This is a genomic window from Geomicrobium sp. JCM 19037 (genome assembly GCF_000698105.1).
In the GTDB taxonomy this organism is placed as follows: Bacteria; Bacillota; Bacilli; order Bacillales; family Marinococcaceae; genus Geomicrobium_A.
Genome location: NZ_BAWZ01000006.1, coordinates 71,116 through 89,182, shown reverse-complemented (window position 1 = coordinate 89,182; position 18,067 = coordinate 71,116). Strand labels below are relative to the sequence as shown.

Sequence of the window (18,067 nt, the reverse complement as noted above, 5' to 3'; positions counted from 1 at the left end):
ATCCTTTTACATGTAAAACTCTGACTCTATTTTTTGACAACGTTTTCTTCACCAACCACTTCACGAAGTCGCAACAACAGATCGGGATGAATTTTTGTGGCATACTCCGCTGACAACTCATAAAGTTGCTTCTTTTTGTCGTCGTATACAAGTACTGGGGAGAAGCCTGGGAACACTGTGAGGTGTCCTTTAATCGCACGTAACGTTTTTTCTCGATTCATGTGTGCAGGAACTTTCAAGTATAGCGTTTCTGCTTGTTGTTTTTCAGATTGACTCAAATCGAGCACTTGACTAGCAAGAATCTGCTTTTGTTGGCGCCTTTGTTCAACTTTACCTTGGATGAGTATATATTTCCCTTCATGAAGGCGTCATAGACGTGCCGATACACTTCGGGGAATATAACGATTTCCATTTCTCCAGTCTCGTCACTTAGTTGCAAGAAAGCCATTGTTTGCCCATTTTTTGTCCGAATGGTCGTGACGACATCCGCTCGACCTGCAACCCAAGCACTGTTTGCTACTTCAAGTGCAAGCACTTGAAGTATCGTTTTTGGATGTCGAACACTTGCTACATGAGCATAATGAGACAAGGGGTGTCCACTTAAATAAAAACCGGTCATTTCTCGTTCGTATTCTAGCTCTTCAAGTTTCGTAAAAGGCACTGCATCGGCAAAACGGAAATCCCCTTCCCCGCTATGGAACAACGTGCCAATGTCTTCTGCAAAATCGACAAACTCTAACGCTCGATCGATTGACTGCAAGAGGGTGGATCGGTTCCACTCAAAAGCGTCCATCGCCCCTGCTTTTACTAAGTTTGCGATTGTTTTACGATTCAACCCGATGGACTTTACACGTCGACAAAAATCAACGAACGTATAATAGCTTCCATTTATCATTCGTTCATCAACTATTCGATGAGCCACTTGTTTCCCAATCCCCGTTATGCTTTGGAGCGGAAATCGTATACCTTCTCGTTCCGTCGTAAATTCATAGCCACTTGTTTGAATGGAGTGGATAGACTTTCCATCCTCGTTCTTTAATTTCGGCAATCGTCCGTTGCAATCGCGTGCGATCATTGCCAATCGTGTTCAAGTAAGACATGTAAAATGCTAACGGGTAGTTCGCCTTGAAGTACGCAATCTGATAGGCAATGAAACTATAAGCAACCGAGTGGCTTCGGTTAAACCCGTAATCAGCAAATTTAACAATCCATGCAAACAATTGGCCGGCCATTGTCTCGCTAAACCCTTGGTCTTTAGCGCCGTGAATGAAGCGTCCCTCTTCACGCTCAAGTTCTTCTTTATTCTTTTTACTTACCGCTCTTCTGAGCAGGTCGGCATCGGCTAAAGAGTAACCTGCGATCGTTACCGCCACACTCATCACCTGTTCTTGGTAAACCATCACCCCATACGTTGATGAGAGGATTGCTTCCAATGCCGGATGGGGGTAGGACACAGATTGTTGATTTCTTTTTCCGCGGATAAACGTGTCGATTTGTTCCATAGGACCCGGACGATAGAGGGCATTAACAGCAACCAAGTCTTCAAATTGATTTGGCTTTAATTTGCGGAGCACCCGCTGCATGCCCGCGGATTCAAACTGGAACACGCCCGTCGTCTGGGCAGATTGCAATAAAGAATACGTCAACGCATCATCCAAAGGCACTTCTTTCGGGTGAATATCAACGCCCGCATTCGCTTTCACAGCCCTTTGGATATGCTCAAGCAACGTCAAATTCCGAAGTCCTAACAAGTCAATCTTTAAAAGACCAAACGCCTCCAAATCTTCCATTGGCAACTGTGTGACGGTAATACCTTGGTCATTTTTCATCGTTGGAATCACTTCTTGCAGTGGCCGCTCACTTAGAACAACCCCCGCTGCGTGTAAGGATGTATGCCTCGGCAGCCCTTCAATGGCTGATGCAAATTCGTACAATGAATGAGCTTCTTCATTTTCTTCGAGCAGTGCAGACAAATCTTTGCTCTCTTCTCGTGCAGCTCGTAAATGTTGTGCTTGTTGAGGTAAAAACTTCAGCATTCTTTCAAGAAGGGCTTCTCTCACCCCTAATGCTTTTGCCGCATCTCTAAGCGCCGCTCTTTTTCCGAACGTCCCAAACGTAACGATCTGTGCCGTCCGCTCCTCTGAATAGCGAGACATCACATACCTCATTACCTCGTCCCGTCGATGATCAGGAAAGTCAATATCAATGTCAGGCAATGAAACGCGCTCAGGGTTTAAGAAGCGCTCAAACAAAAGATCATAGGCAATAGGGTCAACATCTGTAATGAACAAGCAATAGGCGACAATGGATCCAGCAGCTGAGCCCCTGCCTGGACCTGTTAAGATCCCTTTTTGTCGTGCGTAATCCATAAAGTCCCAAACGATTAAGAAATAATCTTCGTAGTTCATACTCTCGATTACGTGTAGCTCTTTATTTATTCTTTCTTGAACTGAGGCAGTCACTTCTGAATATCGCTTTTTTGCTCCGGTCATCACTAAATTTCTCAACGTAAATTCAACGGTGTCCGGACCGCTTCTATATACAGGCAAAGACGTTTTGATCTGATCGAGCTGAACGTCACATGAACGTTGAATGTGACGAACATTGTGCAGTGCTTCTTCATCTGAAGGCCAACGCCTGTTCACTTCACTCGGGTCAAACAGATACGACTCATCTCTCCATTCGTAACGATTCACATCATGAATTGGTCGGTCGGTCTTCACCGCAGTAAGCAGCTGTTTTACCCGTTCGTCTTCACGCGTAAGCATCGTTACATTCCCCGTCGCCGCTAGAGGAACATCATGCCCCTTCATCAATTGTCTCCACTGTTCATGATGATGCAAACTCGCTTGTGTATCAGGTAAAACCCCTGCAAATAGACGGTCACTGTGCACATGTTCACGCCAAAATGAAAGGCTACGGTTCGCTGCTTCATCATCACCGGCTTCTATGTGAGAAGCGATTGGATGCGAGGCTTCAGGTAGGACGATGATCACTCGGTTGCCAGTCATATCTAGCAGTTGCTTAGCCGTGAGTGGCGTCGCTTTCGACATCAAATATGAAGATACCTTTAATAAATCTTCGTATCCCCGATTGTCCATCGCGTATAGGAGCACTGTACCTTTCGTTTCATGACAAATCATTTCTGCTTCCAAACCGATAATCGGTTGGATACCGTAACGTAAGCACGCATCGTAAAACTTCCGAGCGCCGTGCATGACGTTTAGATCGGTGAGGGCAAGCGCGTCATAATCGACCGCCGCTTGCTTAACGAGTTCCTCAATGCGACACGTACTCGAGAGTAGCGTGTATTCACTTTTTACTTGCAAATGGACGTATGACGACATTCATTTTCCTCCTTGCAAGAAATACCGGTGATTTCATTCATAACTTGGCCCACTTTTTGATATACATAATGCTAATAGACGTGTTTGTCTAGCTGATCAGAAAGGGGCGCGACAGATGTTCAGCAGAGAGTTTGCCGCAACACTTGTCATTGATTTCTTCGTTGCTTTTGGTGTTGTATTAGGTGGTGCACTGATCGGTGGAATTGGTGCGTTTATTATCGGAAAGCCTCCGCTTACAGCGATTCACGACCTTGCAGGTAGTCTAAAGATTTGGGCGCTTGTAGCAGCAATTGGAGGCACCTTTGATGCCATCACAAGCCTTGAGAGAGGACTTTTTGCAGGTACACACATTGATATTTATAAGACGATATTCATGGTATTGTCGGCACTTTCCGGCGCAAATGCAGGTGCTCTCATTATCCAATGGATCACCCAGGAACAAATGTACCCATGAGAATCCCACCTTTTCATAAACGGCCGAACTGGCAACGTTTTTTGGCGGGCGTGCTCATCGGAATCCTTGTCGGTTGGTCTGTGTTTGTATTTCAATTTGGAAACATTCATGAACGAACCGTTGTAGAACTGCGAAAAAACGAGCTCAAAGTTGCGCAATTGGAAGACCAAATCGAGCTTCTCCTTGCGAGAGAAGAAGAGCAAAATGAAGATGAAGAAACGTTAACGATCGAAGGAATCGAGATTACGTTTGAAAACGAACGGGAAAGCAGACTCAGTGAGTTAACGTTGTTTGATCTTAGGCAACAAGCAATCGATGAGCTCGAACCCCTCTTACATCAAGAGTTATCGAATGTCGCAAGCAATCAAGAACTCGTCATTCGCACGATTGAAAACAAGCGTTTTAGCGTGAATGATCATGAATATATGCTCGTCGTGAACCGGGCAATCTTCTATTCAACCCTTGCCATTCACGCTGACATTGTTACGGTGTCTGATTAGCTTTGAACGAACTGGCGAGTGCATTCAACTCAGAAACGATTGCGGCGATTTCAGATTCATCTTTAGCAAGAGCACCTGCAGCAAGCGGATGTCCGCCTCCTCCGTACCTTTCTGCCAAACCGTTAATGACCGGTGCTTTCGAACGCAATCGAACCCGAAACGTTCCATCACTAAGTTCAACGAACATGACCCAAGCCAGTAACCCTTCAACATCGGAAATTGAATGAACGAGCGCAGATGACTCGTTTACGCTCACATTGTACTTGTCCAATTGGTGACGGCGAATTGTCATGACCGAAACACCTGCTTCACTGAGCGCAACCTCGCTTAATACTTCTCCTTCCAGTTGGACGAGCTGGAGTGGTTTCTTATAAAGATTTGCGAACAGCTCCGTAGATCAATATTGTTTTCAAATAAAACACTCGCGGCCTTTAGCGTGTCCGACGTCGTATTCGGATGGCGGAAGCGCCCGGTGTCTCCGACAATGCCTGCGTACAATAACGTAGCCGCCGCATCTGACATCTTCCAACCATTCGGCTTCGCTACATCTACATACCACCGAGTCACCATCTCTGATGTGGAACTACACTCGGTATCCACCCATTCTTCATCCGCATATTGATCAATTGGTGGATGGTGATCAACTTTAAACGTCGCTAAGGCGTCTTCATACTGCTTACCATCAATGCGTTCACGGTTTGCTGTATCACAGATAATGACGAGTGCGCGTTTCCACACGTCTTCTGGAACATTGTCCATCGTTGCAAGAAACGAAAGGGAAGGTTCGTCTTCACCTGCCACGTAAACCGTTTTATTCGTATTTAATTGAATGAGTTCTGCCAACCCTTTTTGTGAACCGAACGCATCGGGATCGGGGCGAACGTGTCGAACGATAATAATCGTGTCATGTTTTTCGATGGTGTCCAATAAGTTTTGCTTCACTGTCACTTCTCCTCTGTTGTGCTTCACATTTTGTTCCTGTACACTAGAATCGAAACTAGAAAGGGGACTCCACATGGCTTTTTTCTCGATTGCTGTCATTCTCATTATTACCGTCGCAATTGCGCTTTACGTCTATTATAAATATAAGCGATTTCGCGTGAATGGAGAACATCTAAAGCAATGGTATCAAACAAAGGCAATGATCGCACTTGGCGTATTCATCCTTGCCCTGGTGTACTGTTCTTGTTTTCTTTCCGCGGCTGGGTCGACCTCGTTGTTGGTGCAGTATTTGCAATACTCGGCGGGATCTTCGTATACTACGGTGTTCGTTCAAACAAGATCATTCGTCCGTACGCAAAAGAAGAAGTCGAGGCGCTTCGCTCTCAGCAAAACTAAGACGAAAAACAGCTGCTCTTGCGGCTGTTTTTTAACGTTCTAATAGTTGTGCTGTCATTAACCCTTTTCCAACGAGCTCATCTTTGAAGAATAGCTCAACGTCCACTTTTCCACTTTTTCTACTCACTTCTAGAATCTTGCCTTTCATTTCAATAAAGCTCTCAATTTGAACTGGCTTCAGGAAGTATAAAGATAGATTTTCCACAACGACATCTCCACGTTTATGACGACGCAACAGCCGACTACCTACTCAGTGACGAGTGTCGATAACACGCCGTATGAAATCATCCCAATCGGATTTGTCATTTGCGGAGTGAGATGGCACACGTAATCATAAACCGTCCCTGTCGGCGCTTCTTCCACTTGCCTAGTGACGACGTCGTCCAACGTATCCCCAACATGCGGTTGTCTTTGGGCCATTTGCAACGCTTTGAGCACATCTTGACGGCTAATGACTCCAACGAGTTTCGCCTCATCGTCGATGACTGGCAAAAGTTCAATGCCTTCCCACACCATAATGTGCGCAGCCGAAGCAAGAGACATTGAAGCTTGAACAGTAATTGGATCTTTCGTCATCACTTTTTCCACGGGCGTGCTTTCTTTCATTGAAAGAATATCTTTGGCCGCAACCATCCCTTGTACTTTCATCTCATGATTCACGACCGGGTACCGGCTATGACTCGTTTTGGCGTTTAGTTGATGCCACCGCTCAACCATATTATCTGTTGTTAGAAAGTAGGTTTCTTGTAGTGGAATCAAAATGTCTTCAACGACGACAATCTCTTTTTTAATCAACTGGTCATAGATCGCTCGGTTAATCATGCTCGCTACTGTAAATGTATCATAACTCGTCGTAATAATAGGCAACGACTGCTCATTGGCATACTGAATAATCTCTTCATTTGTTCCAAAACCACCGGTGATAAGCACCGCCGCTCCGGCCTCTAATGCAAGTCGATGCACTTGATAGCGATTTCCGACAATCAATAGATTGCCAGGCTCTACATAGCGCATCATTGCTTCCATTTTCATCGCACCGATGACAAATCGTTGCAACGTTTTATGTAATCCGCCCCTGCCACCGAGAACTTGTCCATCAACAATGTTCACAACTTCTGCAAAGGTGAGATGATCAATGTTTTCTTTTAACTTTTGTTCCACCCGTATCGTTCCGACTCGTTCGATGGTCGTCACAAGTCCTTGATTCTCGGCTTCTTTAATCGCTCGATAAGCCGTTCCTTCACTCACGTGTAACGCTTTGGCAATTTGTCGAACGGATATTTTTTCGCCGATGTTTAATTGCGAAATGTATTGTAAAATTTGTTCATGTTTTGTACTCAAAAGCGCACCACCTCATTCTTTCTTACAAGTTACCATTCCGCGCACCTAGAAAAACTTGGCCTTGTGCCAAGTTTTTTGTTTGTCTGTTTAATTATATCGATGCGCTAGTCGTTGTTCAAGTTCAAAGGCGAGCACGCCCTCGTTGACTTACGGTAGATTCTTCTTTTGTCCGCCATTCTGTTGGATTACGAAGGACCCTTTTTCGGTTCGTTAACAGCAAAGAGAGGTTTCCCCCGATGACGAGCAAGCAAAATGCAAACCAAAACAAGGAAAACCATCCCGCCAATCCTGCCGTGCCTAAATAGAACTGTTCAATTGCATGATAAAGCAAAAAGCCAGCAACAAGTATACAAATCCATAAGCGTAACCGCATCGCTTGTGCACCTCTTTCAAAAAGTGTCTGTCTTTATCACCTTATGCAAAAGGCAAATGCACTATGCTCGTACACGTGTGTGACCAGAAGGATTGGACGACGTATTTCTAATAAAAACACCCCAACCGTTCTTTTTAACAATAACAGTTGGGGTGTTGAACAAATGAAGCTCCGGCAATCATTCGCACGAAACATGAATTTACATTACGTCGTCACGTTAAATCTCGACAGACTCTCCAGGTTTCAACGCATTCCCTTGAACGGGTGCAATCGAATCGACGAATGCATCACCGTCTTGTTCAATGAGCGGGAACGTATTGTAGTGCACTGGAATGACAAGATCTGGTTTTAACCATTCCGCCGCAAGTTTCGCATCCGCAGGCCCCATCGTGAAATTGTCACCAATTGGCAGGAATGCAGCTTTGAGATCATATTGCTCACTGATTAGCTTCATGTCAGAGAACAGAGATGTGTCACCGGCATGGTAAATGGTCTTGCCTTCGGCAGTAAACAATATGCCTGTTGGCATTCCAAGATAAATAATTTGGCCATCCTCTTCTTGGAATGATGAGCTATGAAACGCTTGTGTCAGTTTCACGTGACCAAATGGAAACTCATATCCTCCACCAATGTTTAATGGATGTGTCTCTAACCCTTTCCCACCAAGATAAGTGGCAAGTTCATGAGTGGCCACGACGAGTGCTCCACTTCTTTTAGCGATCTCCACGGTGTCACCTAAATGATCAGCATGACCGTGTGTTAATAGAATCGCATCTGGGTTCACATCTTCTGGTGAAATGTCGCACGTATCATTTCCGGTAATAAATGGATCAATAAGGACCGTATAGTCTCCTGTTTGAATCTCTACAAAAGATTGTCCATGGAATGTCAGGTTCATCTTCATCACCCTTTTCATAGATTCATCTCTAGTCTATTACCGGTTTGTACGTTGTATAAACGTCGATTACGGTTGCAGTGCCTCTTCCATTGATGTGTAAGGTAAATTCATCGCTTCTGCAACTGCTCGGTACGTCAGTTTTCCATCAATCGTGTTCAAACCTTTACTAAGCGTCACATCTTCTTGGAACGCTTTGACAAGACCTTTGCTTGCCAATGCAGATACAAACGGCGTAGTCACATTCGTCAACGCTATGGTAGACGTACGAGGGACGGCACCTGGCATGTTCGCAACTGCATAGTGTAACACATCATGTTTCGTATACACCGGATCATCATGTGTCGTAATCCGATCAGTAGTTTCAAAAATCCCGCCTTGATCGATCGCAATATCAACGAGTACTGATCCAGGTTGCATCTGCTTAATCGTCTCTTCCTTCACAAGCTTCGGTGCTTTTGCTCCTGGAATAAGCACAGCACCAATGACAACATCCGCTTCTTTTACGGATTGTTCGATCGTGACCGGATTAGAAACAAGAAGGTTTACAGATGAACCAAATAAGTCATCCAATTCCCGCAAACGTTGTGGGCTCAAGTCAAGAATTGTGACACTTGCACCGAGACCAAGAGCAATCTTAGCAGCATTCGTACCGGCTACCCCACCTCCGATGATGGTTACCTTTCCACGCTGAACACCTGGAACCCCTGCAAGAAGAATGCCTTTACCGCCTTTTGTTTTCTCTAAATACTGCACACCCATTTGTGTCGACATTCTGCCCGCTACTTCACTCATCGGTGTAAGCAACGGCAAAGACCCATCTGGAAGTTGTACCGTTTCATAAGCAATCGATGTTACTTCATTCTCTAAAAGAGCTTTCGTAAGTTCTTCTTCAGCGGCAAGGTGAAGATATGTAAACAACAACTGCCCTTTTCTAAAGTACTGATACTCTTCTTTCACTGGTTCTTTCACTTTTACGATTAGATCTTTCGACCACGCTTCTTCTGCCGAATCAACAATTACGGCACCCGCTTCGATGTATTGTTCATCCGTAAACCCTGAACCTACACCAGCAGACTTTTCCACGAATATTTCATGGTTTTGACGTGTAAGAAGGACAACACCGGTTGGTGTCATCGCCACACGGTTTTCTTGATTTTTCACTTCTCTGGGTACGCCAATCTTCATTTCCCCACGCCCTTATCATTATAGGTTGGCTTTCATTATCTCTCTCAAAGATAGACTATAAGAGGGGATTAATCAACCAGCACTTGGTCATTTTTCCATCGCCACGTGTACAGTTCACTATCTTTATTGCGCCAACGAACATCCATCGACTTTAACTTAGGAAATAACTCCTTAATTCGGGCTGCAAGCTGATCGGAAGTGACTCGTTCATCTACGTGCAGCTGCTCGGACATATTATCCACGTGCACTTTCGCGTCTTCTGCTCTAAGCACATGATCTCCGTCCTGAAACTCATAATAATCGGGATTATCATACTTCCATTGGTACACATTATCCTTTGTTTCAATCGTAACTCTTAAAGAAAAGCTTTCCATTAATTCATCAGCGTGCGCTTCTTCAACAAAGGCCCCGCAAACAGCAAACATAAAAGCATCAAAAAAGATACGTATCCTCTCACGACTGTGATCACCTCTACTGTATAAGATGACCATTCTTGGTGACTTTATACAATGATTACGACTGTCACTACATCGTTTTATTCGTGCCTTCGTTGATGAAGAACATCGACTCCGCCAGTCACTTCAACGATGCTTCCCGTTACCATATCCGCATCCTCATGAATCAAAAAGGCAATCGTTCTCGCAATATCTTCTCCTGTCCCAGACCGACCTACTGGCGTTTGTTCGTCAGGAATTTGCCGGCTCGCCTCGATTGAGGCTTCTTTCATCTCACCAACAATTTTGCCTGGCACAACCATATTTGCAGTAATCCCGTATGGCGCTTCTTCGAGAGCAAGTGTTTTGATGAATGAAGCGAGTCCTGCTTTTGCTGCCCCGTAGGGTCCACGGTACAGCCACCCAGGGGCATGTCCAACATCTTGAAAGCCGTATGCAATAATTCTTCCATACTGTTGTTTGCGCATTACGGGCAGTGCATACTTCACCATTTGAAACATGCTTGTCAAGTTGCCCATAATCATTTCATCCCATTCAGCGTTTGTATAGTCATAGATTTTCTTTCGTTCAAATATATACGGTCCTGCATTGTTTACGAGCACATCTAAACGGCCAAAATGATCGATTGCTGTTCTAAACAAACGCTCAATGTCATCGCTCTTTGTCACGTCCGCCTGTACAGCCAACAGTTTGTCGCGATCCACATCGAGGTCTGTTTTTAGAGCGTCTACAGATGCCCGGTCACTCCGGTAACTGATTGTGACAACGTATCCTTCTTTGATGAGCATTTCTGTCACTTTCCGTCCCAATCCCTTTGAACCTGCGGTTACTAGTGCATGCTTCATGCCGTCTTCCTCCAAACTACACATCGTTACCCACGATCTTACTATGTTTCGTAGTAGATAAAAAGCATGAGACCCTTAAACGCCTTCTTTCATTCATTTTCGTCAATTTTTTCACGATTTACCTAAAAACCCTATTGAATAGGTTTAAAATTGGTGCATAAAGGTAACACCTAACATAGAAGAACTGTTATTATTATCTTGCATTGATTTTACGTTTACTTAAGTTATGTGAGGAGGAGTCATTGTGCGTCGCTATAACAGAATACTCGTAGGGGTGGACGGTTCTACGGAGTCGAACTATACGTTTGACCAAGCATGCGAATTCGCTGCAGACCAAGGAGCAAAGCTGTTCATCGTTACCGTCATTGATACAAAATCCTTTGCTACCATCGAACGGTTTGATCGACAAATTGTGAAACGAGCAGAAGAACAAGCGAAAGAAACGTTAGAGAATTACAAAAAGCAAGCAAAAGAAAATGGTGTCGAAGAAATTGAAACGGTTCTCGACTTCGGTTCTCCAAAAGTCAGAATTACACGCTATATCGCGCCAAAGTATGACATTGATTTGATCATGGCAGGAGCTACAGGCGCCAACAAAGTTGAACGAATCGTGATTGGTAGTGTGTCAGAAGCCATCGTTCGACAAGCAACTTGCGATGTGTTAATTGTACGCCGTAAATAAAACGAGTGTGGGCATAGGACCCACACTCGTTTTATTTTAAGCCTAACTCTTTTTTATGAGCGGCAATCGCCTCGCGTACAACAGTAAATCCTGTTCCGCCCTCACTCGTTCTTCTTGCAACCGCCTCGTAAGGATCAAGCGCCGTATAAATATCTGGCTCAAACAACTCACTCATGCTATGGAACGTCTCTAATGGCAACTGATTGAGAACAATGCCTTGCTGGATGCATTGCAATACGAGTTTGCCAACAATTTCATGAGCTTCTCGAAACGGCATGCCTTTGTTTGCAAGATAATCTGCAAGCTCGGTTGCATTCGAGAAATCTGATTGGGTCGCTCGCTCTGTCTCGTCTTTGTTTACAATCATTGAGTCAATCATGCCTGTAAAAATCTTTAACGACCCTTTCACCGTCTTCACAGTGTCAAATATCCCTTCTTTATCTTCTTGCATATCTTTGTTATATGCGAGTGGCAGACCTTTTAACGTTGTAAGCATAGACAATAAGCTTCCGTACACTCGTCCTGTTTTCCCACGAACGAGTTCTGCCATATCTGGGTTTTTCTTCTGTGGCATAATGCTACTTCCCGTCGCAAACGTATCGTCCAATTCAACAAAATTGAACTCTTGGCTCGACCAAAGAATAATCTCTTCTGAAAATCTTGATAAGTGCATCATAATCGTTGAGGCAATGCTAAGAAACTCGATTAAATAGTCCCGATCACTCACCGCATCCATACTATTCGTATACACGTTGTCAAAACCTAATGCTTTTGCCGTTTGTTGACGATTAATATGAAATGTTGTTCCCGCAAGAGCGCCGGCTCCAAGTGGCGAAATGTTTACGCGCTTTAAGCTGTCGACCAACTTCCCTTCATCCCGACTAAACATCGATACATACGCTAATAAATGATGCGCAAATGAGACGGGTTGAGCACGTTGAAGGTGCGTGTAACCTGGTATTAACGTCTCAACGTGTTTCTCCGCTTGCGTGACCAACACTTGTTGCAACTCCTGAACCATTACGATTAATTCATGCGTTTCATTTCTAACATACAAATGCATGTCTGTTGCCACTTGGTCGTTTCGACTTCTTGCGGTATGTAGCTTACCGGCAACGTCTCCGATCTCGTCTCTTAATAACTTCTCGATATTCATGTGAATGTCTTCATATTTCACATCAAAAACAAGTTCGCCTTTTTCCGCTTTCTCTTTTAAAACTGTGAGTCCTTTTTGGATCTGCTCTTCGTCTTCTTTAGAAATGATTTGGCAAGAGGAAAGCATGGCCGCATGTGCCATGCTCCCTTCCAAATCTTGAAAAACCAACTGTTGATCAAAGCCGATGGAAGCTCCAAATTCATCTACCCAAGCTTCTGCTTCTTTAGTAAATCGTCCACCCCAAAGCTTCGTCATACGTTCACACCGTTCTTTACCACTTGACTGTGAACTTTCGTCGGTAAGCCCCAAAGCTTCGTGAAACCAACGGCTGCATTATGATCAAATTCATCTTCGGACGTATACGTGGCCAATTTCTCATCGTAAAGTGAGAACGGAGATTGGCGTCCTTCAACGATTGCATGACCTTTAAATAGTTTTACGCGTACTTTCCCAGTAACATTCTTTTGCGTTTCGTCTAAAAACGCAAGCAATGCCGGACGCAATGATGAAAACCAAAGACCTTGGTAGATAAGCTCTGTTAATTGCTTAGACACAACCGGTTTGAAATGAGCGACTTCACGAGGCAATGTGAGATCTTCTAGCTCTTTATGAGCCGTTAGCAACGTTGTCGCCCCCGGTGTTTCATAGACTTCTCTTGATTTAATGCCAACGAGGCGGTTTTCCACATGGTCGATACGACCGACACCATGTTTTCCTGCTACTTTATTCAACTGCATAATTAATTCATCTAGTTCATACGCTTTATTGTCAATCGCTACAGGTTTTCCTGCTTGGAATTCAATTTCAATAATATCTGGTTGATCGGGTGTATCTTCTAATGGCTTCGTTAAGTCATAAGCCCCTTCAGGCGGCGTCGCCCAAGGGTCTTCAAGAATGCCACACTCATTGCTTCTTCCCCAAAGGTTCTGGTCAATGGAGTATGGATTCTCAAGATCAACAGGAACGGGGATGTTATGCTGTTTTGCATATTCAATCTCTTCGTCACGTGACCAACCCCATTCACGAACTGGGGCAATGACATCAAAGTCAGGATTTAGCGCTTGAATGGAAACTTCAAAGCGGACTTGGTCATTTCCTTTCCCAGTACACCCGTGCGCAATCGTTCCAGCGCCTGTCTGCTCAGCAATTTCCACAAGTTTCTTAGCAATTAACGGTCTTGATAATGCAGAAACGAGTGGATACTTATCTTCGTACATTGCTCGCGCCTGTAAAGCAGGAAGTACAAACTCTTCTGCGAATTCTTTCTTTGCATCAATCGTATATGACTGGGTTGCCCCAACATCAATCGCTTTTTGTTTAACCGTCTCTAGGTCTTTGCCTTCCCCAACATCTAGACCAACAGCAATAACTTCATATCCTTGATCCATCAACCAACGAACGGCAACGGATGTATCCAAACCACCTGAGTATGCTAACACAACTTTTTGTTTATTCATTGTTTACAAGAGAAGTAAGCGCACCACTTCTCTTGTTCACCTCCTTATACGAGCGTTCGCTTTTATTTTTATTCATAATGGGTTAGTAAACATGCAAAACTGTTTGTTTTTTATTCTACTCATACTGTATCATCACGTGCAAAATAACTCAATACTTATACATACATTTTTATAAAAATGTATAAATCAAAAACCGAAACCCTGAATAATTAAGGTTTCGGTTTTGAGGCTACATATTAATTTGCATAATTAAATCAATCAGCCATGTCTTCTAAATACCGTTTCTCATAATAATGGGCACTGATTTCTGACACTTGCCGACTGAACTGATAGTTACTCATCGCTCCTAAGAAAATGCCCGCAACCGGTATGCCTTGCACCATTTTCTTGCGAAGCATCGTAATGATTGCCAACTTTCCAATTTGCCGAAGAGGCTGTTGTAACCATTCGGTCGTAATCACTTCTTCTTCACCATCATAAAACAGTGGGAAACTGGTAGCGAGTCGTTCTTTCTCATGTTGAAGCTCGATCCAGGCTGCGTGTTGCAACTTCCGGGGCAATGTTGCGGTATGGAATGCTTTCAGCGCAATCATCATTTCCGCAGGGTGCCGCAAATCATAACCAAATGACATCGCGGATAATTGCACAGTTCGCAAATTAATCGCCAACATTAATGGAAGATCTGCCGCAAGTAGCATCGGTCCTCCTAAGCCCGTGAGTCCGCCTTGACCAAAAGAAATAAGCCGTTGCTTCGCTGTACTCTGTTCGAGTAAGAAGCGATTTTGTTCATAGCGCAACTGTTTTAAGTCGGCGATCTCTTGAACGCGATCGTCAAACACTCGAGCCGTTGTGAGCATACGCTGTTCCGTGTCATGCTGTGTGCTGGAATTAAGAATAAGTGTCTGCGTATAAAAAACAAACCGATCTAGTAAATCAATAAGCCGCTTTTCATACCTCTCCGGTATTCTTTTTTTTGTATCTACTGCCCATGGCTCTGAAGTGGTAACGCCACTCGATGATTGTTGAAAATATAAACGTTCCCATTCCGATATAGCAAGCTGTCTTTCATATCGCTGATCTTGGTCCATATCATTTGTCCTCCCGGATATTAGCGGCTGAAATACTTCAAAAACCAATCATTAATACGCGTCATCATGTCAGAAAGTGCATCTGCACGTTGAAATGACGGGAGTTCAGCAAGCAGTGCTTGTGACGGCGCCGTTACCCCCGGCCCCTTCTTTTGAATCATCCATATACTCTTTTGGTGCTTTTCTGCTTTAAACATCGAAGCCGGTAACTGCAACATGCCAAGTGTAATCGCTTCTCGTTTCATGAAGGAGCGAAAATTCTCGGAGTGGTCTCTCGAAAACATGTCATTCGGAATGAGGTACAGTCCAATACCACCAGGCTTTAAAGACTTCAAACTGTTCTCTATAAGCGCATACTCTGCTGGCATCCGTGCTTCGTCAGGTTTCGATTCAAATGATTCGATGACATCATCGTTTGTATAAATGCCGATTGGTAAGTCAGAAAGGATCAGATCTACGTCTGGGATGCCTTGTTCACGAACACTGTCCATCTGTAACAGTTCTAAGTCATATTGTTGAAGATTCGACATCACATACGCAAGGTTGATGAGCGACTCATCGACTTCAGCCCAATGCCCTTTTGAATATTGTCGGTATGGTTCATAACCGCAGTTAGCAAGTTCCCTGTACCAACTGCAGGATCATAAACCGTCACTTTTTGATCAGCTCCTATGAGGCGCTGAATAAGGTAAGATGAAAATACTGCGATCCCATCAGGGTCATTGCATGGTGTGGTTGCACCGACTGTTTCATGCCTTTAATAATTGCTAGTTGAAACGCTTTTCTTACCGTTTCTTTCTCTATGCTCGTATCATGTACTTGTTTGAATAAGGCGTCCATCTTAGCAATCGCCCCATCAGAAAGCGGTTCTTGGAGAATTTCTCCTCGAAACAAATTCTCTCCTGTTTGGGCCAACGCCTCAAGGTACTGACCGTGGCCTTCTTCGGTTAAGATTTCCGTCATTGTATCTAGTGTATGAAATAATTGATCTACATCTAATTGTCGTTTCATTACGCCACCTCAAATCTGTCTCACTCGATTCTAGCATGACCCGGCACTCTTTCTCCAGTTCAGTTCCACAAACCGAACATTTTTCCGAAACCATTCATACGATATCTCATCTTGCAACTCGGTGGAAACTGTGACAAGATAATATCTTGTACAACACTCGATGTCGCTTTGACTCGAACGTCGTTTACTCATGAAATATACTCACGTAAGAGGTGTTCACAATGCTTAGGTCGAATAAAGTTCGTCATCTAATCTTAGGTACTATGAAATCTTCAAAGTCTGCACATCTCATAATGAATGGTCACCAGCTAGACGAACAAGGCAAACGTGTCCTGACTTTAAAGCCTGAAACAGACTTACGGGACGGAGCCTTTGTGTCTTCCCGCGCGCTACATACAAAACGACCTGCTACCGTCATTCCAAAATATGACGACGGAACACTTCTTTTATCCACAATTGAGTCGTTTCAACCCGATGTTGTTCTTGTTGACGAACTTCAGTTTTTTACAGATGAACAAGTAGAAGCGTTATCTGCTGCCTCCATTGCGTATGATTCAACAATTCAAGCATACGGACTGATGATCTCTTACACAGGAATGATGTTTGAACCAGTCAAACGAGCGATGGAATGCGGATTTACCATTCATCACCTGTCGATGCCTTGTGTGCATTGCTCACAAGACGCGACGCACCACTTGCTCTATTTAGATGGACAGTTGCAAACGAGTGGGTCCCCAATAAATGTTGAAGACTTTGGCAATGCTTCACAAGTATATGAATCTGTTTGCTACGAGTGTTACTCCCTTACGACGAATCCTGCCCACGAACGTGTTCAACATTCCAAATAAAATCGCCACCCCCGAAATTGGGTGGCGATTTTATTTGTGGACGATCGATATAGAATGAACGTAATTTTTTCTCATTTGCGCTGTGGTCGTTGCTTTCCTTTATAAGCAGAAACTTATTCTTTAGAGAATAAGGGCGACACGATTCACTTTTTTACCTACTGGCTAAAGTGTGTGGAAAGAAGTCCAAATGCTCCATATATTCATTACTGTGACACTTGAGAAAGAAAAATCATGATTTTAAGCGTGAATTCGCACATAAACGGAGTCAACGGTCACAAAGCGCGATATATGTGACCATTGAGGGCCGAAAGTGCCCGGTTTGAGTAGAATGGTCACATAAGTGACAGGTGGTAAACGTCAATCACGTCTTTTTACCCTTCGGCAAAGAGCGATGTTGATCCTATCATTGAAATTCTGAAGTTCAACTTGTATACAATTCTCATAAAATTATCGTCTTTCCTGCTACGCCGATGATGTTAACATTTCTGTTTAGCCCCACAACCAAAAACTTTATGACTTCACAATAAAAATCCGAGCAAGAAGTCAAAACTTCCTGCTCGGATTTTCTATTTAGGCATCGACCGTTTGCTTCACCGCATGTAACGCCTTTTCATAATCAGGATGTTCAGTTCCTTCTTTTACATATTCCTTGTACGTAATAACACCGTCACGATCAAGGACGAATACCGAACGAGCCAATAATCGTAATTCCTTCATGCCAACACCGAAGCTTTCTGCAAACGAGAAGTCTCTGTGGTCTGACAGCATCGTTAGATTCTCTACACCTGCTGCTGCACACCAACGCTTTTGTGCAAATGGCAGATCGGCGCTAATCGTAAGTACGTGCACCCCTTCTAATTGGGCAGCTTCTTCATTGAAACGCTTCGTTTGCTGTTCGCAAACACCAGTGTCAATAGATGGGATCACACTAATTGCTACAACTTGCCCTCGGTAGTCTTCTAAAGACTTCTCTTCAAGACTTGCATTTAAAACTGTAAAGTTTGGTGCTTTTTCGCCAACGCTTACTTCTTCACCAATCAATGTCATCGGGTTGCCTTTAAAGGTAACTTTTGCCATGATTATTGTTGC

22 protein-coding genes and 2 pseudogenes are annotated in these 18,067 nt (G+C 43.9%); 6 read left to right on the top strand and 18 right to left on the bottom strand.

The window, feature by feature from the left end:
- Nucleotides 1-26 precede the first annotated feature (26 nt).
- The 3 genes from JCM19037_RS22145 to JCM19037_RS05175 are packed head-to-tail and all read right to left on the bottom strand — an operon-like array spanning nucleotide 27 to nucleotide 3,347.
- Nucleotides 27-278 carry a hypothetical protein gene (locus tag JCM19037_RS22145; RefSeq protein ID WP_152548951.1) on the bottom strand — a complete coding sequence of 84 codons (252 nt, stop codon included), beginning with the start codon at nucleotides 276-278 and terminating at the stop codon, nucleotides 27-29.
- On the bottom strand, nucleotides 275-1,048 hold the full coding sequence (locus tag JCM19037_RS22140; protein WP_193744664.1) for an OB-fold nucleic acid binding domain-containing protein: 774 nt from the start codon (nucleotides 1,046-1,048) through the stop codon (nucleotides 275-277). Before JCM19037_RS22140 ends, JCM19037_RS22145 begins: the two co-directional genes overlap by 4 nt.
- Nucleotides 987-3,347, bottom strand: coding sequence for a DNA polymerase III subunit alpha (locus JCM19037_RS05175; RefSeq protein ID WP_052363569.1), 2,361 nt, complete (start codon nucleotides 3,345-3,347; stop codon nucleotides 987-989). Before JCM19037_RS05175 ends, JCM19037_RS22140 begins: the two co-directional genes overlap by 62 nt.
- 115 nt (nucleotides 3,348-3,462) lie before the next feature.
- On the opposite strand from JCM19037_RS05175, the gene JCM19037_RS05170 reads away from it, so the two are divergent.
- Together JCM19037_RS05170 and ytrI are read left to right on the top strand one after the other, a co-directional pair.
- Nucleotides 3,463-3,801, top strand: a complete 339-nt coding sequence (locus JCM19037_RS05170) for a YtrH family sporulation protein (protein WP_042398575.1) — start codon at nucleotides 3,463-3,465, stop codon at nucleotides 3,799-3,801.
- Nucleotides 3,798-4,301 carry a sporulation membrane protein YtrI gene (gene ytrI / locus JCM19037_RS05165; RefSeq protein WP_042398572.1) on the top strand — a complete coding sequence of 168 codons (504 nt, stop codon included), beginning with the start codon at nucleotides 3,798-3,800 and terminating at the stop codon, nucleotides 4,299-4,301. Before JCM19037_RS05170 ends, ytrI begins: the two co-directional genes overlap by 4 nt.
- Here the strand turns inward: ytrI and JCM19037_RS24930 are convergent.
- Both JCM19037_RS24930 and JCM19037_RS05160 read right to left on the bottom strand, forming a co-directional pair.
- On the bottom strand, nucleotides 4,285-4,593 hold the full coding sequence (locus JCM19037_RS24930; RefSeq protein ID WP_152548950.1) for a bifunctional oligoribonuclease/PAP phosphatase NrnA: 309 nt from the start codon (nucleotides 4,591-4,593) through the stop codon (nucleotides 4,285-4,287). The two genes, ytrI and JCM19037_RS24930, sit on opposite strands and share 17 nt — an antisense overlap.
- A 35-nt stretch (nucleotides 4,594-4,628) precedes the next feature.
- Nucleotides 4,629-5,243, bottom strand: a complete 615-nt coding sequence (locus JCM19037_RS05160; protein WP_193744663.1) for a bifunctional oligoribonuclease/PAP phosphatase NrnA — start codon at nucleotides 5,241-5,243, stop codon at nucleotides 4,629-4,631.
- On the opposite strand from JCM19037_RS05160, the pseudogene JCM19037_RS29890 reads away from it, so the two are divergent.
- Both JCM19037_RS29890 and JCM19037_RS26735 read left to right on the top strand, forming a co-directional pair.
- Nucleotides 5,131-5,424, top strand: a pseudogene (locus JCM19037_RS29890) (hypothetical protein); the annotation flags it as partial. The gene JCM19037_RS05160 and the pseudogene JCM19037_RS29890 overlap by 113 nt on opposite strands.
- Nucleotides 5,424-5,639 carry a hypothetical protein gene (locus JCM19037_RS26735; RefSeq protein ID WP_042398571.1) on the top strand — a complete coding sequence of 72 codons (216 nt, stop codon included), beginning with the start codon at nucleotides 5,424-5,426 and terminating at the stop codon, nucleotides 5,637-5,639. The pseudogene JCM19037_RS29890 and the gene JCM19037_RS26735, both read left to right, overlap by 1 nt.
- 31 nt (nucleotides 5,640-5,670) lie before the next feature.
- Here the strand turns inward: JCM19037_RS26735 and JCM19037_RS05150 are convergent.
- The 6 genes and pseudogenes from JCM19037_RS05150 to JCM19037_RS05125 all read right to left on the bottom strand — a co-directional run bounded on the left by JCM19037_RS05150 (nucleotide 5,671) and on the right by JCM19037_RS05125 (nucleotide 10,736).
- A pseudogene (locus JCM19037_RS05150) lies at nucleotides 5,671-6,980 on the bottom strand (DRTGG domain-containing protein).
- 121 nt (nucleotides 6,981-7,101) lie between these two features.
- On the bottom strand, nucleotides 7,102-7,353 hold the full coding sequence (locus JCM19037_RS05145; RefSeq protein WP_042398568.1) for a hypothetical protein: 252 nt from the start codon (nucleotides 7,351-7,353) through the stop codon (nucleotides 7,102-7,104).
- 217 nt (nucleotides 7,354-7,570) lie between these two features.
- Complete coding sequence (locus JCM19037_RS05140; protein WP_042398565.1) at nucleotides 7,571-8,251, bottom strand: metal-dependent hydrolase; 681 nt, start codon at nucleotides 8,249-8,251, stop codon at nucleotides 7,571-7,573.
- 66 nt (nucleotides 8,252-8,317) lie between these two features.
- Nucleotides 8,318-9,436, bottom strand: coding sequence for an alanine dehydrogenase (gene ald, locus JCM19037_RS05135; RefSeq protein ID WP_042398563.1), 1,119 nt, complete (start codon nucleotides 9,434-9,436; stop codon nucleotides 8,318-8,320).
- A gap of 68 nt (nucleotides 9,437-9,504) precedes the next feature.
- On the bottom strand, nucleotides 9,505-9,861 hold the full coding sequence (locus tag JCM19037_RS05130; protein WP_042398561.1) for a hypothetical protein: 357 nt from the start codon (nucleotides 9,859-9,861) through the stop codon (nucleotides 9,505-9,507).
- Nucleotides 9,862-9,971: 110 nt separating this feature from the next.
- The gene (locus JCM19037_RS05125) at nucleotides 9,972-10,736 is read right to left on the bottom strand and encodes an SDR family oxidoreductase (protein WP_042398559.1); all 765 of its coding nucleotides are present in this window, start codon (nucleotides 10,734-10,736) and stop codon (nucleotides 9,972-9,974) included.
- 244 nt (nucleotides 10,737-10,980) lie between these two features.
- Between JCM19037_RS05125 and JCM19037_RS05120 the strand changes: the two genes are divergently transcribed.
- Nucleotides 10,981-11,418, top strand: coding sequence for a universal stress protein (locus tag JCM19037_RS05120; RefSeq protein WP_042398556.1), 438 nt, complete (start codon nucleotides 10,981-10,983; stop codon nucleotides 11,416-11,418).
- A gap of 31 nt (nucleotides 11,419-11,449) precedes the next feature.
- Here the strand turns inward: JCM19037_RS05120 and argH are convergent, their stop codons facing one another.
- The 6 genes from argH to JCM19037_RS22130 form a co-directional block, all read right to left on the bottom strand.
- Nucleotides 11,450-12,829, bottom strand: coding sequence for an argininosuccinate lyase (gene argH, locus JCM19037_RS05115; protein ID WP_042398553.1), 1,380 nt, complete (start codon nucleotides 12,827-12,829; stop codon nucleotides 11,450-11,452).
- A complete protein-coding gene (locus JCM19037_RS05110) occupies nucleotides 12,826-14,031 on the bottom strand; it encodes an argininosuccinate synthase (RefSeq protein WP_042398550.1) in 1,206 nt (401 codons plus the stop codon). The genes argH and JCM19037_RS05110 overlap by 4 nt, the downstream gene beginning before the upstream one ends.
- Nucleotides 14,032-14,285: 254 nt before the next feature.
- On the bottom strand, nucleotides 14,286-15,119 hold the full coding sequence (locus JCM19037_RS05105; RefSeq protein WP_042398548.1) for an EcsC family protein: 834 nt from the start codon (nucleotides 15,117-15,119) through the stop codon (nucleotides 14,286-14,288).
- Nucleotides 15,120-15,139: 20 nt separating this feature from the next.
- Nucleotides 15,140-15,649, bottom strand: coding sequence for a class I SAM-dependent methyltransferase (locus JCM19037_RS22135; protein ID WP_052363568.1), 510 nt, complete (start codon nucleotides 15,647-15,649; stop codon nucleotides 15,140-15,142).
- Nucleotides 15,649-15,774: a hypothetical protein gene (locus tag JCM19037_RS28230; protein ID WP_255357849.1), complete on the bottom strand. Its 126-nt coding sequence runs from the start codon at nucleotides 15,772-15,774 to the stop codon at nucleotides 15,649-15,651. The genes JCM19037_RS22135 and JCM19037_RS28230 overlap by 1 nt, the downstream gene beginning before the upstream one ends.
- Nucleotides 15,775-15,788: 14 nt before the next feature.
- Nucleotides 15,789-16,130: a hypothetical protein gene (locus JCM19037_RS22130; protein WP_052363567.1), complete on the bottom strand. Its 342-nt coding sequence runs from the start codon at nucleotides 16,128-16,130 to the stop codon at nucleotides 15,789-15,791.
- Nucleotides 16,131-16,351: 221 nt separating this feature from the next.
- Here JCM19037_RS22130 and JCM19037_RS22125 point away from each other — a divergent pair, with 221 nt between their 5' ends.
- Nucleotides 16,352-16,978 (top strand): hypothetical protein, encoded by a 627-nt coding sequence (locus JCM19037_RS22125; RefSeq protein WP_052363566.1) that lies wholly within the window; start codon nucleotides 16,352-16,354, stop codon nucleotides 16,976-16,978.
- A gap of 570 nt (nucleotides 16,979-17,548) precedes the next feature.
- On the opposite strand, the gene tpx is transcribed toward JCM19037_RS22125, so the two are convergent.
- Nucleotides 17,549-18,055, bottom strand: a complete 507-nt coding sequence (gene tpx, locus JCM19037_RS05090) for a thiol peroxidase (RefSeq protein WP_042398545.1) — start codon at nucleotides 18,053-18,055, stop codon at nucleotides 17,549-17,551.
- Between the last annotated feature and the right edge of the window lie 12 nt (nucleotides 18,056-18,067).

What these genes read in the sequence shown, in the direction of transcription:
- JCM19037_RS05170 (WP_042398575.1), top strand. Translation starts at nt 3,463, where the DNA reads ATGTTCAGCAGAGAGTTTGCCGCAACACTTGTCATTGATTTCTTCGTT.
- JCM19037_RS05125 (WP_042398559.1), bottom strand. Translation starts at nt 10,736, where the DNA reads ATGAAGCATGCACTAGTAACCGCAGGTTCAAAGGGATTGGGACGGAAA.
- tpx (WP_042398545.1), bottom strand. Translation starts at nt 18,055, where the DNA reads ATGGCAAAAGTTACCTTTAAAGGCAACCCGATGACATTGATTGGTGAA.
- JCM19037_RS22130 (WP_052363567.1), bottom strand. Translation starts at nt 16,130, where the DNA reads ATGAAACGACAATTAGATGTAGATCAATTATTTCATACACTAGATACA.
- ald (WP_042398563.1), bottom strand. Translation starts at nt 9,436, where the DNA reads ATGAAGATTGGCGTACCCAGAGAAGTGAAAAATCAAGAAAACCGTGTG.
- JCM19037_RS05145 (WP_042398568.1), bottom strand. Translation starts at nt 7,353, where the DNA reads ATGCGGTTACGCTTATGGATTTGTATACTTGTTGCTGGCTTTTTGCTT.
- JCM19037_RS22135 (WP_052363568.1), bottom strand. Translation starts at nt 15,649, where the DNA reads ATGTCGAATCTTCAACAATATGACTTAGAACTGTTACAGATGGACAGT.
- JCM19037_RS05130 (WP_042398561.1), bottom strand. Translation starts at nt 9,861, where the DNA reads ATGTTTGCTGTTTGCGGGGCCTTTGTTGAAGAAGCGCACGCTGATGAA.
- ytrI (WP_042398572.1), top strand. Translation starts at nt 3,798, where the DNA reads ATGAGAATCCCACCTTTTCATAAACGGCCGAACTGGCAACGTTTTTTG.
- JCM19037_RS24930 (WP_152548950.1), bottom strand. Translation starts at nt 4,593, where the DNA reads ATGACAATTCGCCGTCACCAATTGGACAAGTACAATGTGAGCGTAAAC.
- JCM19037_RS05105 (WP_042398548.1), bottom strand. Translation starts at nt 15,119, where the DNA reads ATGGACCAAGATCAGCGATATGAAAGACAGCTTGCTATATCGGAATGG.
- JCM19037_RS05140 (WP_042398565.1), bottom strand. Translation starts at nt 8,251, where the DNA reads ATGAACCTGACATTCCATGGACAATCTTTTGTAGAGATTCAAACAGGA.
- JCM19037_RS05110 (WP_042398550.1), bottom strand. Translation starts at nt 14,031, where the DNA reads ATGAATAAACAAAAAGTTGTGTTAGCATACTCAGGTGGTTTGGATACA.
- argH (WP_042398553.1), bottom strand. Translation starts at nt 12,829, where the DNA reads ATGACGAAGCTTTGGGGTGGACGATTTACTAAAGAAGCAGAAGCTTGG.
- JCM19037_RS22125 (WP_052363566.1), top strand. Translation starts at nt 16,352, where the DNA reads ATGCTTAGGTCGAATAAAGTTCGTCATCTAATCTTAGGTACTATGAAA.
- JCM19037_RS26735 (WP_042398571.1), top strand. Translation starts at nt 5,424, where the DNA reads ATGGTATCAAACAAAGGCAATGATCGCACTTGGCGTATTCATCCTTGC.
- JCM19037_RS05175 (WP_052363569.1), bottom strand. Translation starts at nt 3,347, where the DNA reads ATGTCGTCATACGTCCATTTGCAAGTAAAAAGTGAATACACGCTACTC.